Source organism: Plantibacter sp. CFBP 8775 (genome assembly GCF_014839505.1).
GTDB classification, from domain to species: Bacteria; Actinomycetota; Actinomycetes; order Actinomycetales; family Microbacteriaceae; genus Plantibacter; species Plantibacter auratus.
On sequence record NZ_JACYNV010000002.1, the window covers coordinates 1,177,687 to 1,191,989 of the forward strand.

Genomic DNA, 14,303 nt, shown 5'->3' on the forward strand with positions numbered 1-14,303 from the left:
GGTCCGAGCCACGAGCGACGGCTAAGCTGTCGGGGTGAGTGAACGCGTCGTTGTGAAGAACCTGGCCGCCCTGTCCGACGGTCCCGTCACCGTCTCCGGATGGGTCGAGACCGTCCGCGATCAGAAGAAGGTGCAGTTCGTCGTCCTCCGCGACGAGAGCGGCGCCGTCCAGCTGGTGAACCCGGCTGTCCGCGAGGTCGACCCGGAGGTCGAGGGCTCCGCCGAGCGCCTCACCACCACCGAGGCCATCTCCGCCCTCGCGCACGGCTCCTTCATCACCGTCACCGGCGAGCTCAAGCACGACGAGCGCGTCAAGCTCGGCGGCATCGAGGTCAAGGTCGCCACGCTCGAGGTCGTCACCGCCGCCAACCCCGAGACGCCGATCGCTGCGGACTCCTCGCTCGACAAGCGGCTCGACTGGCGCTTCCTCGACCTGCGCCAGCCGAAGCAGGCCCTGATCTTCCGCATCCAGACGACGTTCGAGCACGCACTGCGTCAGTACTGGATCGACAACGACTTCATCGAGATCCACACCCCGAAGCTCATGGCGAGCGCGAGCGAGTCGCGCGCCGAGCTCTTCGAGGTCGACTACTTCGAGGGCAAGGCGTACCTCGCGCAGTCCCCCCAGTTCTTCAAGCAGATGGCGCAGTCCGCCGGCTTCGGCAAGGTGTTCGAGGTCGGACCCGCATTCCGCGCCGACCCGTCGTTCACCAGCCGACACGCGACCGAGTTCACGAGCGTCGACGCCGAGATCAGCTGGATCGAGTCGCACGAGGACGTCATGCAGCTGCACGAGGAGCTCCTCGTCGCCGGCTTCACGGCGGTCAAGGAGAAGCACGGCGAGCAGATCTCCGAGCTCTTCGGCATCGAGCTCGAGGTCCCGTCGCGTCCGTTCCCGCGCATCCCGCTGGCCGAGGCCAAGCGCATCGTCGCCGAGCGCGGCTACGAGATCCCCCGGGCCGACGACGACATGGACCCCGAGGGCGAGCGTCAGATCGCGGCCTACGTCAAGGAGACCTTCGGTCACGACTTCGTCTTCCTGACCGACTACGCGTCGAGCATCCGGCCGTTCTATCACATGCGCAACGCCGAGGACGGCTCGCTCACCAACAGCTACGACCTCATCTACAACGGCGTCGAGATCTCCACGGGCGCACAGCGCGAACACCGCGTCGACGTCCTCGTCGAGCAGGCCAAGGAGAAGGGCCTGGAGCCCGAGGAGCTCGAGTTCTACCTCGACTTCTTCCGCTACGGCGTCCCGGCGCACGGCGGCTTCGGCATGGGCCTCGCCCGCGTGCTCATGCTCATGCTGCACGAGACCTCCATCCGCGAGGTCACCTACCTGTTCCGCGGCCCGACCCGCCTCGCCCCGTAACCCCGCAAGAAGGACGCAATGCAGATCGTCATCCTGTACGGGACCGAATCCGGCAACGCCGAACGCCTCGCCGGCGACATCGGCAAGGCCATCGGCTCACAGCACCAGTGGCGCGTCGCCGACCTCGGCGACGTCGACCCCGCGGAGCTGTCGACCGACGAGATCCACATCTTCATCACCTCGACGTACGGCGACGGCCTCCTCGGTGAGACCGGCCAGATCTTCTACGAGGCGCTCGAGGAGTCCGACGTCGAGCTCGACGGGCTCCGGTACGCCATCTTCGGGCTGGGCGACAGCAGTTACGAGGACACGTACAACCAGGGCAGCTCGCTGCTCGACGCCATCCTCACCGAGCACGGCGCGACCCGGTTCGGTGAGTTCGGTCTGCACGACGACGGCGGGTTCGAGCGCAAGAAGGACGTCGCGCTCGCCTGGCTGCCCGGCGTGCTCGCCGCCGCAGAACAGTTCTGACAACCGCTCTGGTGCGTGCCCGGCCGCGACGGTAGCGTGACTCGCACCGGCCGTGCGGCGTCCTCGCACGTGAGCGAGGGGTGAGCCAGATGAACGCGACCGCCGAATCCGTGGTCCTACGCCTTCGTGCGGCGGGGTGCGTCTTCGCCGAAGACGAGGCGGCGCTGCTCCTCGCCGAGTCGGATGATCCGGATCGACTCGAACGGATGGTCGCGGCACGGGTCGCCGGCCGGCCGCTCGAACACGTCCTCGGCTGGGTCGCGTTCCGAGGCCGCCGGGTGGTCGTCGAGGACGGGGTCTTCGTGCCGAGGCGACGGACCGAGCTCCTGGTCGACTTCGCCCTCCCACGCCTCCGGAACGGTTCGGTGGTCGTCGAGCTCTGCTGCGGTGCCGCAGCCGTCGGGAGTGCGCTCCTCACCGAGGCGCCCGACCCCATCGACGTCTGGGCGTCGGACATCGACCTCGCCGCGGTGGACTGCGCACGGCGCAACGTCGAGCCGCTCGGTGGGCACGCCCTACGCGGAGACCTGTTCGACGGGCTGCCCGGGGTGCTCGCGGGGCGCGTCGACCTCCTGCTTGCGAACGCCCCCTACGTCCCGACGGCGTCGATGGCGACGATGCCCCCGGAGGCTCGGGAGCACGAGGCCGTGATCGCGCTCGACGGCGGTGCCGACGGGCTCGACGTGCAGCGTCGGATCATCGCGCAGGCCCCGGACTGGCTCGCTCCGACCGGCGCCGTCCTGATCGAGACGAGCGAACGTCAGGCCCCCGAGACCGCAACGCTCATGCGGGCGGCGGGCCTCACGGCGTCGATCGTCCGCGACGACGAGCTCGACGGCACCGTGGCCGTCGGCGTCATGGCCTGAGTCCTGCGGGCGCCGGGCTCAGTCGAGCTGGAAGTCGACCGCGGAGCGCTCGACGACGAGCTGACGGACGATCTGCACCACGCGGACGTGCTCCGGGTGGACCTGGTACCGCTCCAGGGCTTCGAGGCTCGGGTAGTCGCCGACCAGCACGACGTCCCAGTTGCTCTCGGGGTAGGCGATGTTGCGTCCGACCTGGAGGTGCTCGATGTCGTCCGGCATGAACCCGGCGAGTGCCTCGAGTTCGGACTGCATCGTCGCGAACGCCGCGTCGCGCTCGGCGTCGTCCGTTGCTGCCAGCTTCCAACTGACGATGTGGCGGATGGTCACTGGGCCCCCAAGGGTCGATGTGGATGGATGGACGTGTGGATCAGCCGGCGAGCAACGCGGACCGCAGGCGGTCGGGGTCGATGCGCCAGTAGTTGTGGACCCTGCCGTCGATGAGGACGACGGGGATCTCCTCCCAGTGGCGGTCGTGGAGCGCCGGATCGTCGAGGATCGAGAGCTCCTCGCGTTCGATCGTGGGGCCGTCGGACGGGAGGCCTGCGACCACCTCGTCGATCACGGCACGGGCGTCGTCGCAGAGGTGACAGCCGGGCTTGCCGATGAGCGTGACGTGCAGAGTGGACACCCCCTCAACTGTACGGGGTGCCCGAGGTCGGAGCACCTCCACGGAGCCGACACATGTGGTGTTTCACCGAGACATCTGACACGATGCCGGAATGATGATGCCGTTGAACCCAGGGTTGAGAACCATGCGTATCGAAACCGCCGGGCTCAGACGCTCTGGCATGCGCCGGTCGAGGTCCGTTGTCATTGAGTGATGCCTACACATTCGGAAGCCGCGACCATCCTCGGCGAGCGGTTGCGGGCCGCTCGCAACGAGCGCCAGCTGACCCTCGAGGACCTGGGCGTGTTGGCCGGGATGCACTGGACGAACATCGGCAAGATCGAGCGGGGCCAGGTGCATCCCAGCGTGGAGACGCTCGTCCGCCTGAGTACCGCACTCGACCTCGACCCCGCCCCGTTCGTCACGGGCCTGAACGCCGACATGTACCCGGGCCGGGCGCACAAGCTGACGGCACGCGATCTGCTGGCCGCGCGCCGCGACCAGGAACGCTGACCCGCGCATCGAAGGCCACTCCCTTCCAGCCGGTGGGGCCCGTCAGAAGGTGACCCGCCACAGGTACTGGTGACCGCCGGGACGGAACCAGGACACCTGCACACTGGTCGCGCGGGCCAGCTCGGTGCCCAACACCTCGAATTCCAGGGCGCTCCCCGGCGTCAGGCGACACGGTTCCAGTGGAGCGAGGAGTCCGGGCCCGATCAGGCGCAGCACGACCCAGTGCACGGCTTCGTCACCGACGTTCCGGAGTCGATAGCGAGGTGCGTCGTCTCGGTCGACGACGAACGGCACCCGGTACGCAAGCTCGCGTCGGTTGCGGTGGACGGTTGGCGGGAGATCGCGGGTCATGCGAAGAACCTACGAAGGACCGCCGACGATCTCGGGGCGACGGACCGCGTGCCGCGACGCGCTGTGGATCAGTCCCGTCCGGCCTCGCCTGTGGAGGAACCTCGACGCCGCTCAACCCGCGGAGACACCACGCTCTGACCGACCAACGAGACGATCACCCCGACAACGCCAGAAAGCGCCGTACCACAATGGGCAGGCGCTTCCGGTGGACGAAGAGTCGTCAGGCGCTCCGAACGGAGCAGCCGGCTACTTCTTGTTGCGGCGCTGGTGACGGGTCTTGCGAAGCAGCTTGCGGTGCTTCTTCTTCGCCATACGCTTGCGGCGCTTCTTGATAACAGAACCCACGGATTTACCTCACAGAATTGGGGGGCTTGGCCGCAGGGATCGCGACCGAAGAGAACAAGTCTTGTTGCCAGTCTAGCCGATTGCAGCGCGCGTCGTTCACACGCCGTACGCCTGCAGGCTGCTAGGAGCGGGAAACGCCTCAGCCGACGTCGGCGACCGGGCGCTGCCGGACGGCGTCGACGGCGGTCTCCGGCACCCGGAACGACTTCCCGAACCGGATGGCCGGGAGTTCCCCCGAATGCACCAGGCGATACACGGTCATCTTGGACACCCGCATCATCTCGGCGACTTCGGCCACGGTGAGGAAGCGGACGTCGGCAGTGTCCTGCGTCATCGAACCCCTCCTTCGCCTCTGGAAACCCGCTTGAACGGCGCCCCGAGGACCGGAACGCCGCATGGCAACTCTAGAGGTCCGACGCCCGCCCTGTACATCCCCTGTGTGAACGGTATGCGAGGCCGGGCTAGGGGCGGAGCTTCTTCGTGACCGACTGCACCGCGTGGGTCACGTCCGCCGCGACCTTGCCGACCGATCCCGCGACCGCCTTGGCCTGGTCCGGCAGCGACAGCGCCGCGAAATCGACACCGTCGTCCTGGTAGTCGACGCTGAGGAATGGGATGAGCCAGTCCTCCACGTCCTCGAGCGGCGCCGAGTCCAGGCTGTAGTAGCGGTGCTGGCCCTCCTCGCGCACCTCGACGAGCTCTGCTTCGCGCAGGACCTTGAGGTGTTTCGACACCGTGGGTTGGCTGAGGCCGAGCTGCGCGACGATCTCGGAGACGCTCGTCCCGGTGCCACCGTGCCGTTCGAGCAGCAGTGCGAGGATGTCCCGCCTGGTGGTGTCAGCGATCACGTCGAAAATGTCGGCCATGGTCCAACGATAGTGATGGAGCGCACGGAGTACCATTGCCTCCGGCGCAGTCCTGAGGTGTTGAGGGGTCAGATGAGCGGCAATGCCATGGGGCGTCGTCCCGAGATCATCGTGCGCCACGGCCTCGCGAGGGTCAGGGAGGCCGTCAGCGACTTCGCCGCGAAGTCGACCTCCCGGTTCGCCATCCTCGTGTTCAGCTTCCTGATCTTCGTCTTCACGATGCTGTTCTCGCTCCCCATCGCGAGCGCCGACCGCCAGGTGACCCCGATCGCCGACGCGCTCTTCACCGCCGTCTCCGTCATCTGCGTCACCGGGCTCTCGACCGTCGACATGGCCACGCACTGGTCCCTCTTCGGTCACGTGCTCGTCTTCATCGGCGTCCAGATCGGCGCGCTCGGCGTCCTGACCCTGGCCTCGATCCTCGGGTTCGTGATCGCCCGACGACTCGGACTCCGCCAGAAGCTCATGGCGGCGAGCGACACGAACCCCCTGCGGTCGCACCACGGCCCCGTCGCCGAGGGTCAGGCGGTCCGGCTCGGGGAGATCGGCAACCTGCTCGTCACCGTCGCCGTCAGCGCCCTCGTGATCGAGGCGGCTCTGGCCGTCCTGCTCTTCCCGCGCATGCTGCTCGACGGCATCAACCCCTGGGACGCCGCCTGGAACAGCGTCTACTACGCGGCCATGGCCTTCACCAACACCGGCTTCACGCCGAACGCCGAGGGGCTCGCGGCCTTCGAGAACGACTACTGGTTCCTCAGCATCCTCATGCTCGGGGTCTTCCTCGGCAGTATCGGCTTCCCGGTCATCTACGCACTGAGCCGGAACTTCCGTCGGCCGAGCCGTTGGTCACTGCACGTCAAGCTCACGCTCGTCACGACGATCATCCTGTTCTTCGCCGGGGCGCTCGCCTTCATCCTGCTCGAGTTCAACAACCCCGAGACCTGGAACAAGTGGAACCTCTGGGACACGATCTTCCAGGGGTTCTTCCTGTCCGCCATGACGAGGTCGGGCGGCTTCTCCACCGTGGACATCGGCGACCTCAACGGCTCGACCCTGCTCGTCGCCGACATGCTCATGTTCATCGGCGGCGGCTCCGCCTCGACCGCCGGCGGGATCAAGGTCACGACGCTCGCCGTCCTGTTCCTGGCGGCGTTCGCGGAGGCCCGGGGCCGCGAGGGCGTGGAGGTCTTCCGCCGGCGCATCCCGCAGGACGTGCTCCGCGTCGCGGTGAGCGTCGTCCTCTGGGGTGCGACGATCGTCGCCCTGTCGACGATCGTCATCCTGCAGATGACCAAGGCTCCGCTCGACCACGTGCTGTTCGACGTCATCTCCGCCTTCGCGACCGTCGGGCTGAGCACCGGCCTCGTCGCGGACCTACCCGACGCCGGGGTGTACGTCCTCGCCGTCACCATGTTCCTGGGCCGCGTTGGTACAGTGACACTCGCCGCAGCCGTGGCCGCGAGTCAAAGCGGCCAGCTGTTCAAACGTCCCGAAGAGAGGCCCATCGTTGGTTGACCGCATCAAGCACGACGCCCCGGTCCTCGTCATCGGACTCGGTCGGTTCGGTGCGGCCTGCGCCGGGGAGCTCGACCGCCTCGATCGCGAGGTGCTGGCGATCGACGACAACTCCGACCTCGTGCAGAAGTGGTCCGACCGGGTCACCCACACCGTGCAGGCCGACGCGAAGAACATCGAGGCACTCCGGCAGATCGGCGCGCAGGACTTCTCGGTCGCGGTCGTCGCGGTCGGCTCCTCGATCGAGGCGAGCGTGCTCATCACCGCCAACCTCGTCGACCTCAAGATCCCGCAGATCTGGGCCAAGGCCGTCTCGCAGTCGCACGGCAAGATCCTCGCCCGGGTGGGGGCGAGCCACGTCATCTACCCCGAGCGCGAGGCCGGCGAACGCGTCGCCCACCTCGTGTCGGGCCGCATGCTCGACTTCATCCAGTTCGACGACGACTTCGCGCTCGTCAAGATGTACCCGCCGAAGCCCATCCGCGGGCTGAACCTGACGGAGTCGGGCGTCCGGACGAAGTACCGGATCACGGTCGTCGGGGTGAAGTCGCCAGGGAAGCCCTTCACCTACGCGACCGCCGACACCGTCGTGTCGAACCACGACCTCATCATCGTCTCCGGCACGTCGGCCGACATCGAACGCTTCGCGTCGCTCGAGGGCTGAATCCTCCTCAGCCGAGGCTGCGCGCGTAGCAGCGCGACTGCGGCTCGTCGACGTACGGCCCGAACGCCTCGATCGGGTGGTACCCCTCGCGCTCGTAGAAGCGCATCGCGTCCGGCTGCTCCGTGCCGGTCTCGAGGAGGAGCTCACCGAGACCCAGCGACCGCGCTTCGTCCTCCAGTGCCCGCAGGAGCGCGGTGGCGACGCCGGTCCCCCGGGCCTGCTGCACGACGAACATGCGTTTGATCTCCGCCTGGTCCTCGCCGAGCATCCGCAGGCCGCCGCAGCCCAGCGGGGTGTCGTCGACGTCGCTGGCCAGCAGGAAGAGCGTGATGTCGGCTGCGGTCGGCGGTGTGCCGGGTTCGTGATCGTCGCTCCCGTAGCGCGCGTCGAGTTCGCGGCGTTGGGCGGCCCGCAGCACGGTTCCCGCCTCATCGTCCCAGGCCACCCGGCTGATCCTGATCGTCATGCGTGTCCTCCAGTCATTCCGTAACACGCATTACGGTAACATCGGTTCCGAGGTGATCACGACATGGTAAGAACCAAGGACCCAACGGCCCAGGCGCGGATCTCGCACGCGGTCTGGGAGGTCCTGGGCGAGCACGGTCCGCACGGGTTGACCCTCCGCGCGGTCGCGGAGCGGGCCGGGTGCACGACGGGCCTCGTCCTCCATCGCTTCCCCGACAAGCGCGCGCTGCTGCTGCACGCTCGCGATCTGCTCCACGAGCGGACGGCTGCGCGGACCGAGGCGCTCGAAGCCACAGCCGAGACCCCGCGTGACGCTCTGCGCGCCGTCCTCCGGCAGGCCCTGTCCCTCACGGACGAGACGCGCCAGGAGGCCCGGGTCTGGCTCGGCTACCTCGCCGCGGCGCTCGATGACGAGGTCCTGGCCGAACGGCACCGTTCGGGTCATGGCGTGTTCGTCGCCCGCACCCGCCGCCTCGTGGCCGAGATCCGCCCCGAGCTCACCGAGGCCGAGGTCGCCGCGACGGCCACCGTCGTCGTCGGATTCATCGAGGGCGTCAGCACCCTGAGCACGGCCGACGACGACCACTACGACGCCGCGGCCCAGCTCGCCGCGCTGGACCGGCTGCTGCTCGTCCTCGGGCTCGACGGGACAAGCCACGCATGATGGTCGTGGAGCGGTGGGCGGATGCTCCGGCTCATCACCGGGAGCGGTTCGCCGAGCTCCTCGAGGAGTACCACCGCCGGACCGAGCACGAGAAGCTCCTCGGCCGAGGACCGCGTCCGGAGGATCCCGCTCCGATGATCACCCTTCCCGACCGCTACCGGGTCGAGATCGCGGACCCGAGCACCGCCTTCGCCTCCGAGGAGATCCTCCTGGCCGTCGAGGACGACCGGGTGCTCGGCTGCGTCGTCCTGACGGACGGCCCGTCGCCGGAGCTCAAGCGACTCTGGGTCGCCCCCGACGCTCGTCGCAGGGGCGTGGCCGGAACCCTGCTCGAGGCCGCCACGACCGTCTCGCGGCTGCGGGGCGACGACGCCGTGCGTCTCTCCGTGTGGCACTGGCGCTCCGCCGCGATCGCGCTCTACCGGCGGTCCGGCTTCGTGGCGGTCGCTTCCTGGGACGACAGACCCGGCCTCGACTGCTTCGTGCGGTCCTTCGACTGATCCGGTCGCCGGCGGGTCAGGACGCCGACAGCTCCTCGGCGCGGGCGATGGCGGCTGCCGCAGCACGGTCGAAGGTCTCGCTGAAGCCCGCCTCGGCGAGCACGGCGAGCGCCCGCTCCGTCGTCCCCTTGGGGCTCGTGACGTTGATGCGCAGCTGCTCGGCGCTCTCGCCCGTCGTCGCGAGGAGTTCCGTCGCGCCACGGAAGGTTCCGTTGACCATGACGGACGCCTGCTCGGGGGTGAACCCGAGGCCGATCGCCGTACGGGTCAGTTCCTCGATGAGGTAGTAGACGTACGCCGGACCGGAACCGGAGATGGCGCTGAGGGCGTCGATCTTCGACTCGGGGATGACGACCACCTGACCGACGGTCTCGAAGAGCGCGGTGACGACGGCGAGGTCGTCCTCGCTCGACCGGGTACTCGGCGCGAGCCCGGTGACGCCGAGCCCGACGTAGGACGGGGTGTTCGGCATGGAGCGGAGGACCGATACCGACTCCGGCAGGGCGGCCTCGAAGGCCGCACCGCGGATGCCGGCGGCGAGGCTCACGACGATCGTGCCCGGCTGCAGCGCGTCGGCGATCTCGGCGAGGAGGTCGGCGACCAGGTAGGGCTTCACGCCGATGAGGACGATCTTCGCCGCGGCTGCCGCCCGACGGTTGCCGTCGGCGTCCTGCTCGAGGGCGATCGAGGTGACGCCGGGCAGCTCGGCGAGAGCCTCCGCCTTGGCGATGGTCCGGTTCGTCACCGTGATGCCACCGTCGACCTCGACACCCGGCTGGACGAGACCGCGGAGGACGGCCCCTCCCATCGAACCGGCTCCGAGGATGGCGATGCTGGGCAGGCTGATCGTTTCACTCACCCTGCGAGTCTAGGCACCTGCATGCTCGGCGGCAGGTACGCGGCCGGGTCAATCGGCGAGGCAGGCGCCCGACGGGACCGCGGACTGCAGTGATCCGGCGAGCGCGACGACGGGCAGGACCTCGTCCATCGCGAGCGCGTAGCCGACCGGCGCGGAGTTCGCGTCGCGGGCGAAGATCACGCCGGCCACCTCACCGGACTCGGTGAGGAGCGGGCCACCGGAGTTGCCCGGCTGCACCGTCCCGGACAGCGTCACGACCTGACGGCTCGTCGGGTTGTTCCCGCTGATGTCGGCGACGAGGCTCGGCCCCACCACGATGACCTGCGCGCCACCGGCCGTGTACGGGCCGCCGAACGGATACCCGGCGACGACGGCGTTCGATCCGGGAGCCGGGTTCGGTGCGAGCGGCAGCGATCGGGCGCCGAGGTCGTCGACGCGAATGACGGCGAGGTCGTCGACCGGGTCGAAGTAGACGATCCGTCCTTCCCTGGGCATGGCCCCCGGGACCTCGACGACCGGGTTCGTCACGCCGGCGAGGACGTGCGCGTTCGTCATGACCAGGTCGTCCGCGAAGACGAAGCCGCTTCCGGTGAGGCTCCGCGAGCAGGACTCGGCCGTGCCGCTGATGCGCACCACGGACGCGGAGGCCGTCTGTAGCGCCGGCGTCGAGGTGTCGAGCTGCGGGGCGGCGGGGACCTCCGCGGTTCCACCGAAGGCCTCGATGACGCGTTGGGCCCCACCGTCGACCACCGTGGAGCGAAGCTGCGCGAGCGTGCTCTTCACCTGCACGGGCGTGACGCGGTCGATCGTGCCGATCACCGCGGACGACCCGACCGCCTGGGCGAGCAGCGGGATGCCGAGGGATCCGACACCGAGTGCCGCGGTCACGAGGACGAGCGCGGTGACGACGAGGTTGAGGGCGGCGCCGAGCAGCCGTTCCAGACCGCGCAACGGGGTCTTGCGCACGACGGAGCCGATGGCCCCGCCGATGAACGCGCCGATCGTGTAGCCGACGGCGAGGACGACCACCGCCGCCGCGACCGCCGCCCAGCCACGCCACGCCGCGTCCGGCACCCACGAGGCGACGAGCGGGATCGCGAAGAAGGCGCCGACCCCACCGGCCGCCAGCCCGACGAGCCCGCCGAGGCTCCCGAGGAGCCCCGCACGCCACCCGCGGATCAGGAAGCCGATCAGGACGACGACGAGGATGATGTCGAGGATCACGCCGGGTTGCATCCTGCGATCCTGCCATCACCCGCCGACAACGGGCTCCGGAAGTGCTGGGAGCAGCCGCATCCGGTCACCGATCCGGTCGAAGCGCGGGGAACAGCCCCACATCCGGTCACTGAGCCTGTCGAAGTGCAGGGAGCTTCGAAGCCGTGACAACCCTCAGAGGGCTCCGACGCCGCCCGTGCCCCGGAAGAAGTCGGTGAGGAGCGTCGAGCAGCGCTCGGCCTCCACGCCCGCGTAGACCTCGACGCGATGCTGCAGTCGCCGGTCGCGCAGGACGTCGTAGACGGAACCGACCGCACCGGCCTTCTCGTCCCAGGCCCCGAAGACGACCCGCGGGATCCGGGCTGCGAGGATCGCGCCGGCGCACATGACGCAGGGTTCGAGCGTGACGACGAGCGTCAGCTCCGTGAGGTGCCAGTCGGCCAGCACGGCCGCGGCGGCGCGGATGGCGACCACCTCGGCGTGGGCGGTCGGATCGGTGTGCAGCTCGCGCTCGTTGCGCCCGACGGAGACGACCGTGCCGTCCGGGGCGACGAGCACCGCGCCCACCGGGACGTCGTCGCTGGCCAGGGCCGCCTCGGCCTCGGCGATGGCGAGGTCCATCCACGCGGCGAACTCGGCCGGTGCGTGCATCCGTCATCTCCCCGAAATCCTGGCCGCTGCGCGAGCGACTAGATTGATCGTATGCGAGTGCACGTAGCCGACCACCCCCTCATCACCCACAAGCTCACGGTGCTCCGCGACAAGACGACACCGTCACCGGTGTTCCGTGCCCTCACCGAGGAGCTCGTCACGCTGCTCGCCTACGAGGCGACGCGCGGCGTCACGGTCGAGGAGATCACGATCCAGACGCCCGTCACCGAGACGGTCGGCGTCAAGATCAGCGAGCCGCGTCCGCTCGTGGTCCCGATCCTGCGGGCCGGCCTCGGCATGCTCGAGGGCATGGTGAAGCTGCTCCCCACCGCGGAGGTCGGCTTCCTCGGCATGGTGCGCAACGAGGAGACCCTCGAACCCACCACGTACGCGGAGCGCCTCCCCGACGACCTGTCCGACCGCCAGTGCTTCGTGCTCGACCCGATGCTCGCGACCGGTGGCTCGCTCGCGGCTGCCATCGACTTCCTCTTCCAGCGTGGCGCGATGCACGTCACCGCCATCTGCCTGCTCGCCGCCCCCGAGGGCCTCGAGCGCCTCGAGGCCGAGACGGCCGGCAAGGACGTCACCATCGTCCTGGGCGCCCTCGACGAGAAGCTCGACGAGAACGGGTACATCGTCCCCGGGCTCGGCGACGCCGGCGACCGCCTCTACGGCGTCGTCTGACCCCTGCTCCCGCCGACATGAGGCGGATCGTCGTCCATCCCCGCGATGGACGACGATCCGCCTCATCTCAGTTGTGCCGCCAGCTGACAATCCCCGAGTAACAGAACGTCATCTTCCGCTCGCACTTGACAGGATCCGGGGGATTCCTGTTGTATTGCGGACTATGACGACCAACGCGCCCACCCCGACCTCCTTCGAGGCCCCTGGGAACGCCGGCATGATGATGCCCGGCCGCGCTGTCATGTGCTGTCGAATGTGTCGCTGATCCGACTCCTCCAGCACCGGTAGCGATCCACACGGATCCGCTCCACTGCTCCCAGCACCTCCGAGTCCGCCGCTCCCCCACCAGGTGAGCCGACTCCCGGACGTACCCCGTCCGCACCCGGCCGACGCGCCACTTCCCGGATCGCGGGACCGCAACTGCCCACCGGCAGGCGGGATCACCCCGAGCGCACCGCGCACGATCCGTCGCAGCATCATCACTCCCGAGGACCTCGCACTCATGTCTCTTGCAGCCGTTCAGACCACCCGCCCCACCCGCCAGCTCACCGCCGTCGAGGACGCACCTCGGGCCGCGACCCCGCACGTCCGCGCCGTTCCGGCCGGCCCTGAAGCCCGAGGCTTCGTCCTCTACGTCGGCCTCGACGAGGCGAAAGCGGCTGCCGCCGGCACGAGCCTCGGTGAGATCGTCGAGGCCATCAAGGCCCTGACGGCCCAGTTCGCTCCGGAGGCCGAGACGCACGCTGCCGTCGCCCTCGCCCCTCGCGGTGCCGGCGGACGCGACCTCGACGTCGTCCGGCTCGCCCTCCAGGACCCGTCGGCACTCGCGGCCCACCGCGACGAGGTCGACGAAGAGGAGCAGGACCGCGCGCACGCCGGTGTCGTCGTCGACATCTCCCGGAAGCGCCTCGTCCTCGACAACGAGGCTGCGCCGCTCACGTACAAGGAGTTCGAACTCCTCCAGTACCTCGTCCTCCGCGAGGGACGCACGATCGAGCGCGCCGAGCTCATCTCCTCGCTGTGGCGCGCCGGCGACGACGAAGAGGTCCCGAACGAGCGGACCATCGACGTCCACGTGCGTCGCCTGCGCGCCAAGCTCGGCCGCTACGAGGACATCGTCCGCACCGTGCGCGGGGTCGGCTACCGCTTCGACCGCCACGCGGACGTCTCCATCCGCTACGCCAGCACCCCGTCGCCCGACCTGTTCTAAGCCGCACTGGTCGACTGCTCGATCAGTGTGCGGGGAGCCCGAGCTTCGAAGCGAGGTCCTCCCAAGACTCACGCGCGAGCGATTGGACGACCGGATCGTGCGCGACCCAAGGGCTCTCGCGGCCGTCGAGGGCGTTGAGAAGTGCACGGATTCTGCGGCGACTTCGCTGACTGAGCCCCACCAACACGTCGGTCACATCAGACAGACACGCCAGCAGCAGGACGCCGTCCTCCGCGTGGCGGTCTCGTTCGCGAGAATCCTCGAGGAACGCCGCACCCTTCAAGACCAATGCGCCGCGGAGCGATGGAAGGCTGATTCGAACAAACCCCGTCGATGTCTCCAAGTCGACGTCCATCGTCTGCTGCAATGCCCGTGTACCTCCAGGAACGCCGAAGAGCGGACGACCGTTGAACTTGGGGCTCCGCCAGATCATGCCACCGGCCACGGCGGCTCCTCCCAGGAACCCATCCGGCCGGCGATCG

21 protein-coding genes are annotated in these 14,303 nt (G+C 69.0%); 10 read left to right on the top strand and 11 right to left on the bottom strand.

Annotated features, from left to right (window positions below):
* Positions 1 to 34 precede the first annotated feature (34 nt).
* The 3 genes from aspS (at position 35) to IFR14_RS17865 (ending at position 2,712) form a co-directional block, all read left to right on the top strand.
* On the top strand, positions 35 to 1,375 hold the full coding sequence (gene aspS, locus IFR14_RS17855) for an aspartate--tRNA(Asn) ligase (RefSeq protein WP_124767399.1): 1,341 nt from the start codon (positions 35 to 37) through the stop codon (positions 1,373 to 1,375).
* Between the two features lie 18 nt (positions 1,376 to 1,393).
* Positions 1,394 to 1,846: a flavodoxin domain-containing protein gene (locus IFR14_RS17860; protein ID WP_191941813.1), complete on the top strand. Its 453-nt coding sequence runs from the start codon at positions 1,394 to 1,396 to the stop codon at positions 1,844 to 1,846.
* An 89-nt stretch (positions 1,847 to 1,935) separates the two neighbouring features.
* Positions 1,936 to 2,712, top strand: coding sequence for a putative protein N(5)-glutamine methyltransferase (locus IFR14_RS17865; protein ID WP_191941814.1), 777 nt, complete (start codon positions 1,936 to 1,938; stop codon positions 2,710 to 2,712).
* An 18-nt stretch (positions 2,713 to 2,730) separates the two neighbouring features.
* On the opposite strand, the gene IFR14_RS17870 is transcribed toward IFR14_RS17865, so the two are convergent.
* Positions 2,731 to 3,039, bottom strand: coding sequence for a Dabb family protein (locus IFR14_RS17870; protein ID WP_079706641.1), 309 nt, complete (start codon positions 3,037 to 3,039; stop codon positions 2,731 to 2,733).
* Between the two features lie 40 nt (positions 3,040 to 3,079).
* Positions 3,080 to 3,340 (bottom strand): glutaredoxin family protein, encoded by a 261-nt coding sequence (locus IFR14_RS17875; protein ID WP_137243972.1) that lies wholly within the window; start codon positions 3,338 to 3,340, stop codon positions 3,080 to 3,082.
* A gap of 192 nt (positions 3,341 to 3,532) precedes the next feature.
* On the opposite strand from IFR14_RS17875, the gene IFR14_RS17880 reads away from it, so the two are divergent.
* A complete protein-coding gene (locus IFR14_RS17880) occupies positions 3,533 to 3,832 on the top strand; it encodes a helix-turn-helix domain-containing protein (protein WP_191941815.1) in 300 nt (99 codons plus the stop codon).
* A gap of 42 nt (positions 3,833 to 3,874) precedes the next feature.
* On the opposite strand, the gene IFR14_RS17885 is transcribed toward IFR14_RS17880, so the two are convergent.
* From IFR14_RS17885 to IFR14_RS17900, 4 genes are all read right to left on the bottom strand, one after another.
* Positions 3,875 to 4,183: a hypothetical protein gene (locus IFR14_RS17885; RefSeq protein ID WP_191941816.1), complete on the bottom strand. Its 309-nt coding sequence runs from the start codon at positions 4,181 to 4,183 to the stop codon at positions 3,875 to 3,877.
* A gap of 246 nt (positions 4,184 to 4,429) precedes the next feature.
* Positions 4,430 to 4,528, bottom strand: a complete 99-nt coding sequence (locus tag IFR14_RS17890; RefSeq protein ID WP_003792170.1) for a 30S ribosomal protein bS22 — start codon at positions 4,526 to 4,528, stop codon at positions 4,430 to 4,432.
* A 139-nt stretch (positions 4,529 to 4,667) separates the two neighbouring features.
* Entirely contained in the window at positions 4,668 to 4,862 is a 195-nt protein-coding gene (locus IFR14_RS17895) for a helix-turn-helix domain-containing protein (RefSeq protein ID WP_079706638.1), read from the bottom strand.
* Positions 4,863 to 4,989: 127 nt separating this feature from the next.
* Positions 4,990 to 5,394, bottom strand: a complete 405-nt coding sequence (locus IFR14_RS17900) for an ArsR/SmtB family transcription factor (protein WP_064294613.1) — start codon at positions 5,392 to 5,394, stop codon at positions 4,990 to 4,992.
* A gap of 72 nt (positions 5,395 to 5,466) precedes the next feature.
* Between IFR14_RS17900 and IFR14_RS17905 the strand changes: the two genes are divergently transcribed.
* Positions 5,467 to 6,909 (top strand): TrkH family potassium uptake protein, encoded by a 1,443-nt coding sequence (locus IFR14_RS17905; protein WP_079003294.1) that lies wholly within the window; start codon positions 5,467 to 5,469, stop codon positions 6,907 to 6,909.
* Positions 6,902 to 7,573: a potassium channel family protein gene (locus tag IFR14_RS17910; RefSeq protein WP_056013885.1), complete on the top strand. Its 672-nt coding sequence runs from the start codon at positions 6,902 to 6,904 to the stop codon at positions 7,571 to 7,573. Before IFR14_RS17905 ends, IFR14_RS17910 begins: the two co-directional genes overlap by 8 nt.
* Positions 7,574 to 7,580: 7 nt before the next feature.
* On the opposite strand, the gene IFR14_RS17915 is transcribed toward IFR14_RS17910, so the two are convergent.
* On the bottom strand, positions 7,581 to 8,039 hold the full coding sequence (locus tag IFR14_RS17915) for a GNAT family N-acetyltransferase (protein WP_191941817.1): 459 nt from the start codon (positions 8,037 to 8,039) through the stop codon (positions 7,581 to 7,583).
* Positions 8,040 to 8,102: 63 nt separating this feature from the next.
* Here IFR14_RS17915 and IFR14_RS17920 point away from each other — a divergent pair, with 63 nt between their 5' ends.
* Complete coding sequence (locus IFR14_RS17920) at positions 8,103 to 8,702, top strand: TetR/AcrR family transcriptional regulator (protein ID WP_191941818.1); 600 nt, start codon at positions 8,103 to 8,105, stop codon at positions 8,700 to 8,702.
* Positions 8,699 to 9,202, top strand: coding sequence for a GNAT family N-acetyltransferase (locus IFR14_RS17925; protein WP_191941819.1), 504 nt, complete (start codon positions 8,699 to 8,701; stop codon positions 9,200 to 9,202). Before IFR14_RS17920 ends, IFR14_RS17925 begins: the two co-directional genes overlap by 4 nt.
* Before the next feature lie 16 nt (positions 9,203 to 9,218).
* Here IFR14_RS17925 and proC read toward each other — a convergent pair whose 3' ends face one another.
* The 3 genes from proC to tadA form a co-directional block, all read right to left on the bottom strand.
* Entirely contained in the window at positions 9,219 to 10,061 is an 843-nt protein-coding gene (proC, locus tag IFR14_RS17930; protein WP_191941820.1) for a pyrroline-5-carboxylate reductase, read from the bottom strand.
* 48 nt (positions 10,062 to 10,109) lie between these two features.
* Entirely contained in the window at positions 10,110 to 11,297 is a 1,188-nt protein-coding gene (locus IFR14_RS17935; protein ID WP_191941821.1) for a MarP family serine protease, read from the bottom strand.
* A 153-nt stretch (positions 11,298 to 11,450) separates the two neighbouring features.
* The gene (gene tadA / locus IFR14_RS17940; RefSeq protein ID WP_249407040.1) at positions 11,451 to 11,927 is read right to left on the bottom strand and encodes a tRNA adenosine(34) deaminase TadA; all 477 of its coding nucleotides are present in this window, start codon (positions 11,925 to 11,927) and stop codon (positions 11,451 to 11,453) included.
* A 51-nt stretch (positions 11,928 to 11,978) separates the two neighbouring features.
* Here tadA and upp point away from each other — a divergent pair, with 51 nt between their 5' ends.
* Together upp and IFR14_RS17950 are read left to right on the top strand one after the other, a co-directional pair.
* Positions 11,979 to 12,611 carry a uracil phosphoribosyltransferase gene (gene upp, locus IFR14_RS17945; protein ID WP_064294620.1) on the top strand — a complete coding sequence of 211 codons (633 nt, stop codon included), beginning with the start codon at positions 11,979 to 11,981 and terminating at the stop codon, positions 12,609 to 12,611.
* A gap of 502 nt (positions 12,612 to 13,113) precedes the next feature.
* Positions 13,114 to 13,821: a winged helix-turn-helix domain-containing protein gene (locus tag IFR14_RS17950; protein ID WP_079706629.1), complete on the top strand. Its 708-nt coding sequence runs from the start codon at positions 13,114 to 13,116 to the stop codon at positions 13,819 to 13,821.
* 22 nt (positions 13,822 to 13,843) lie between these two features.
* On the opposite strand, the gene IFR14_RS17955 is transcribed toward IFR14_RS17950, so the two are convergent.
* Positions 13,844 to 14,266 (bottom strand): hypothetical protein, encoded by a 423-nt coding sequence (locus IFR14_RS17955; RefSeq protein WP_191941822.1) that lies wholly within the window; start codon positions 14,264 to 14,266, stop codon positions 13,844 to 13,846.
* Positions 14,267 to 14,303: the final 37 nt, after the last annotated feature.

What these genes read in the sequence shown, in the direction of transcription:
- IFR14_RS17880 (WP_191941815.1), top strand. Translation starts at nt 3,533, where the DNA reads ATGCCTACACATTCGGAAGCCGCGACCATCCTCGGCGAGCGGTTGCGG.
- IFR14_RS17950 (WP_079706629.1), top strand. Translation starts at nt 13,114, where the DNA reads ATGTCTCTTGCAGCCGTTCAGACCACCCGCCCCACCCGCCAGCTCACC.
- IFR14_RS17895 (WP_079706638.1), bottom strand. Translation starts at nt 4,862, where the DNA reads ATGACGCAGGACACTGCCGACGTCCGCTTCCTCACCGTGGCCGAAGTC.
- IFR14_RS17915 (WP_191941817.1), bottom strand. Translation starts at nt 8,039, where the DNA reads ATGACGATCAGGATCAGCCGGGTGGCCTGGGACGATGAGGCGGGAACC.
- IFR14_RS17920 (WP_191941818.1), top strand. Translation starts at nt 8,103, where the DNA reads ATGGTAAGAACCAAGGACCCAACGGCCCAGGCGCGGATCTCGCACGCG.
- IFR14_RS17925 (WP_191941819.1), top strand. Translation starts at nt 8,699, where the DNA reads ATGATGGTCGTGGAGCGGTGGGCGGATGCTCCGGCTCATCACCGGGAG.
- tadA (WP_249407040.1), bottom strand. Translation starts at nt 11,927, where the DNA reads ATGCACGCACCGGCCGAGTTCGCCGCGTGGATGGACCTCGCCATCGCC.
- IFR14_RS17900 (WP_064294613.1), bottom strand. Translation starts at nt 5,394, where the DNA reads ATGGCCGACATTTTCGACGTGATCGCTGACACCACCAGGCGGGACATC.
- upp (WP_064294620.1), top strand. Translation starts at nt 11,979, where the DNA reads ATGCGAGTGCACGTAGCCGACCACCCCCTCATCACCCACAAGCTCACG.
- IFR14_RS17865 (WP_191941814.1), top strand. Translation starts at nt 1,936, where the DNA reads ATGAACGCGACCGCCGAATCCGTGGTCCTACGCCTTCGTGCGGCGGGG.
- IFR14_RS17885 (WP_191941816.1), bottom strand. Translation starts at nt 4,183, where the DNA reads ATGACCCGCGATCTCCCGCCAACCGTCCACCGCAACCGACGCGAGCTT.
- IFR14_RS17905 (WP_079003294.1), top strand. Translation starts at nt 5,467, where the DNA reads ATGAGCGGCAATGCCATGGGGCGTCGTCCCGAGATCATCGTGCGCCAC.
- IFR14_RS17935 (WP_191941821.1), bottom strand. Translation starts at nt 11,297, where the DNA reads ATGCAACCCGGCGTGATCCTCGACATCATCCTCGTCGTCGTCCTGATC.
- IFR14_RS17860 (WP_191941813.1), top strand. Translation starts at nt 1,394, where the DNA reads ATGCAGATCGTCATCCTGTACGGGACCGAATCCGGCAACGCCGAACGC.